We start from the raw sequence: 4,185 nt of genomic DNA, 5'->3' as shown, positions 1-4,185 counted from the left end.
AAGGGACACATCGGTCAGCGGGACATCACCGGTGTTCGCGACGACGAGGGTGAACGTGACGACGTCGCCTTGGCGGACGCGCGTGGGTGTGGCGTCGTTGGTGACGGTGAGCGCGGGGTGGATGACATCGACACCGGCGCTGGCGTCGGCGGTCACCGGCCGATTCGTGGCATCGGTACCGGAGGCTTTCGCGACGGCGGCGAAGTCGTTGTCACCGGCGGCTTGGGTGCAGCTGTAGGTGCGCTTCGCCTGCGGTTCGAGCCGGCCCAGGGATTTGGTGCAGTCCCGGGCCAGCGGATCGTTGACGGAGACGTCCTGGAGCACGCTGTCACCGGTGTTGGTGACGGTGATGGTCGAGGTCACGGTGTCGCGGGCCCGCACGACGGCGGGGTCGACGCTCCGAGCGATCGCAACGGCCGGATGGATGACATCGACAACAGCGCCGGCGGCCGCGGTGACGTCCGGACCGACGGGCGGAGTGGCGACGATCCGGAGAGTGCGGGTGACGTCGTCGGCCGGGGCGGTGGCGGTGCAGGCGAAGTCGCGGGTGGCGCCGGGGTCGAGGGTGCCGTCGAGGGGCTGGGTGCAGCTGGTGGCAGCGGCACGGGTGGTCGCGGCGGCTGAGGCGCCCGGCTGAGCAGCGGCTTGCGCTCCAGCGCCCGGCCGAGCGGCCACCTGCCCACCAGCGGGTTGCCCCGCGGCGCCCGGTCGGGCAATGGCTCGCGCCCCGATGGCCTGCCCGTCGGCGGCTTGCACGCCCGCGGTCTGCGAGCCGGAAGCGCCGGAGCCCTGCGCACCGGCACCCGGCGAGGCGGCAGCCTGGCCCCCGATCGCCCGCGCGCCCGCAGCCTGCGTGTCCGTGACTCGGAGGCCGGCCAGCGGCACGTCACCGGCGTTGCGGACCGTGATCCGGAACGGCACCTTGTCGCCCTCCCGGAACGGGCCGCCCGTCACCGCGGCCGTGATCGCGACCGCCGGGTGCTGGACCGCGAACGCCCCCTCGGCGGCCGCCGTCACCGGGCGGGCGGTCGGGTCCGTGCCCGTCAGCGTCGGCTTGTTCGCGAAGCCGGCCGGGCCCGCGATCGTCGTGCACGTGGACTCCCGCTGCGCCTGCGGCTGGAGCGTGCCGAACCGCTTCGCGCACGACGGGACCTGGGCGTCCGCGATCGAGACCTCCGTCAGCGGCACGTCGCCCGTGTTGGCCGCGGTGATCGTCCACGTCACCGTGTCGCCCTCGCGGACCTGGGCCGGGGTCGCGCGCACGGCCAGCCTGACCGCCGGGTGGATCACGTCGACCGCCGCGTCGTCGGTGACCTTCACCGCGCGGCCGAGCTGGTCCTTGCCGGTGGCCGTGGCCGTGGTGGCCACGTCGTCCGGTGGGGCCGGCGCACCGCACGTGTAGGTGACCGTCCCGCCCGGGGCCAGTGCGCCGATCGCCTTGGCGCACGCCGGGACGTCGTCGGCCACCGTCACCTCGGTCAGCGGTGCGTCGCCGGCGTTGGCGACCGTCAGCGTGTACGTGATCGGGTCGCCGGCGCGCGCGATACCGGGCGTGGCGTCCTTCGTGAGCGTCAGCGCCGGGGTGATCACCGTGACCGTCGCCGACGCGGTGGCTGTCACGGGCCGGCCGGCCAGGTCGGTTCCGGTCGCCGTCGCCTGGGACGTCGTGGTCCGGGACGGGTTCGCCGTGCACGTGTACGTCTGCGTCGCGCCCGCGGCCAGGCCGGCGAACGTGCGCGCGCACGCCGCCGTCGTGTCGTCGGTGACCTTCACCGGGGCCAGCGGGCTGTCGCCGGTGTTGCGGACGGCGACCGTCCAGGTGACGGCGTCCCCGGCGTGGATCACCGGCGGGTCCGCGGTCTTGGTGACCTCGACCGCGGGCGCGATCGTCGGCGCGGGTGCGTCGGCCGTCGCCGTGACCTGCTTGCCGAGCTCGTCGGTGCCCAGCGCGCTCGCCGTGTTGACGCCGTCGGCGATCGGGGCCTTCGCGGTGCACGTCGTCGTGCGGGTTTCGCCCGGCGCGAGCGCTCCGGTGAGCGCGCACGACGGCGTCTTCGGGTCGGTGACCTGGAGGCCGGACAGCCCCGTGTCGCCGGTGTTCGTGACCTTGATCGTGAAGGTCGCGACCTCGCCGGCGCGGTACGCGGGCCGGTCGGCCGTCTTCGTCATGCCCAGCGCCGGGTGCAGGACGTCCACGTGCGCGCTCGCGACGCCGTCGAGTGCGTCGCCGAGCGTGCTCGTGCCGGTCACCTTCGCGGTGTTGGTGAAGTCGTCGGGCGGCGCGGTTCCGGTGCACGAATAGGTCACCGTCTGCCCTGGGGCGAGCGTGCCGAGCGGTTTGGCGCACTCCGGGACGGCCGGGTCGGCGACCTCGACCCTGGACGCCGGGACGTCGCCCGGGTTGGTCACGGCTACGGCGAACGTCACCGGCTCGCCGGCGTGCGCCTTCGGCTGGGTCGCTCGCAGGGCGATCTGGAGTTCGGGCACCGGCACCGAAAACGCCAGGTTCTGCGCCAGGACGTCATCGCCGCTGGTGACGACGCCGAGCTTCGCGCTCGTTGCGCCGGCACGAACGCTGTCGATGTTGAACGCCTTCGCGTCGACGCTGAAGTTGTTCGGTGCCGCGGCGTTGTCGGCGTTGGAGATGAAGAAGTTCGACGTGCCGCCGGTCGCGGGCTCGGCGGCCGGGGTGCCGTCGACCAGGAACTGGTCGCCGGATCGACCCCAGTCGCCGTCGTACGCCGTGACGCCGAGGTGTGCGTCGGCGGCCGCCGCGCGGAAGCCGGTGATCGCCGTCTCGGCCGGCGGGGCGCCGGGGGTCTGCCGGACGTGGCCGTCGTAGACGACCACCTTGCGCTTGTTCGGCGCGTAGTCCGCGTTGCGCTCCGGGTAGGCGTAGACGAGCGCGACCGACCAGCCGCCGACGCAGTCGAATCCCTTCAACGCCCAGACATTCCCGACCGTCACGTCGAAAACGGCAGGGACACCGGCGAACCGGCTGGTCACGTCGGCGTGCGCCGAGTAATACCCGCCGTCTTCGGCGTACCCCGAAGGCGCGACGTCCACGGATTCCGCGCTGCCGACGGAAAGCCGGACGTTCTGCTTCGCGGGCGTCCCGGGCGGCGCGACCGCCGAGGGGCCGCAGGCGGTGCTGCCGGCCCAGTTCAGCCGGGCGAAGACGACGCGAGCTCCCGGCGGGACGCCCACCGACGCGCTCGCCGAGTCGAACGTCGCCGGGTCGGTGTCGACGTCGGCCCACTGCATGAAGAAGTCGTCGTTGGCCAGGGTGTCCTTGCGGTCGGCGGTGTTCGCGCAGGCCGCCGGGGTCGCGACCGTCCCGCTGGTCGGCGCGCCGTCGGCGGCGACCGGGCAGCGCAGGACGCCGTTGCCCGCGTAGACGAAGTCGCCGTAGACCACGGCGTCGTAGCCGACGGCGAACGGAGGGGCGGCGGCCGCGCCCGCCGCCGGTACGAAGGCCGAGGCCAGGAAGACCAGTGCCAGCACGAGAATCGGGCGAAGCGGTCTTTCGGGCAACGGCACTCCTTGCCACCTCCGGGGCCGAGACGACCCTTGGGAGCGTGGCACGAGTCCCGGTTTTACGCCTTCAAACTCACTCGTTCGTGGATTCGGTCAGCTTCGTCGTCGACTCGTGGGTGAGGGCGGTGGCGGCCTGGACGAACCCGATGATCGTCCGGAGCTCGTCGTCGGTGTAGCGGTCGCAGAGCTCGTGCATTCCCTTCACGAGGTGGTCCCACAGGTGCACGCCGCTCGCGATGGACCGCAGGTCCAAGGCGATGAGGATCTTGCGCCGATCCTCCGGGTGCGGCTCGCGGTTGACGATGCCCTTGCGCTCCAGCCGGTCGATCATCGCCGTCACCGACGCCGGGGCGAGCCCCGACAGGCGCGCGAGGTCCTTCGGCGTCTGCGAGCCGAAGCGCGCGAGGTAGTCCAGGACCTTGCTCTCCACCGCCGAGAGCCCGCGGGTCTCGGAGATCGCGGTGTGGAACATGACCGTCTCCGTCGACAGCTCCCGCGACCTGAGCAGGACTTCTTCGACGAGTTCCGTTCGCTCGCTTGACACGGCGACCAGCCTAGCCCACTCTTTAGTTCGACAGAACGAATTACTTTCTAAGACATTCGAGGGGTCGAACTACATGACACAGGCACTGATCATCGGGGGCGGCG

2 protein-coding genes are annotated in these 4,185 nt (G+C 72.4%); both read right to left on the bottom strand.

The genetic code is table 11. The features are described 5' to 3' along the window. Positions 1-3,504, bottom strand: a 3,504-nt coding sequence (locus CCN39_RS47415; protein WP_086853698.1) for a DUF7507 domain-containing protein, incomplete at its 3' end; no start/stop codon positions are given. Between the two features lie 106 nt (positions 3,505-3,610). Further along, a complete protein-coding gene (locus CCN39_RS47410; protein ID WP_086853696.1) occupies positions 3,611-4,081 on the bottom strand; it encodes a MarR family transcriptional regulator in 471 nt (156 codons plus the stop codon). Between the last annotated feature and the right edge of the window lie 104 nt (positions 4,082-4,185).

It is taken from the genome of Amycolatopsis kentuckyensis (genome assembly GCF_002155975.1).
Lineage (GTDB): Bacteria > Actinomycetota > Actinomycetes > Mycobacteriales > Pseudonocardiaceae > Amycolatopsis > Amycolatopsis kentuckyensis.
Note: the sequence above shows the minus strand (reverse complement) of the source record. Positions and strands in the feature narration are given on the sequence as shown.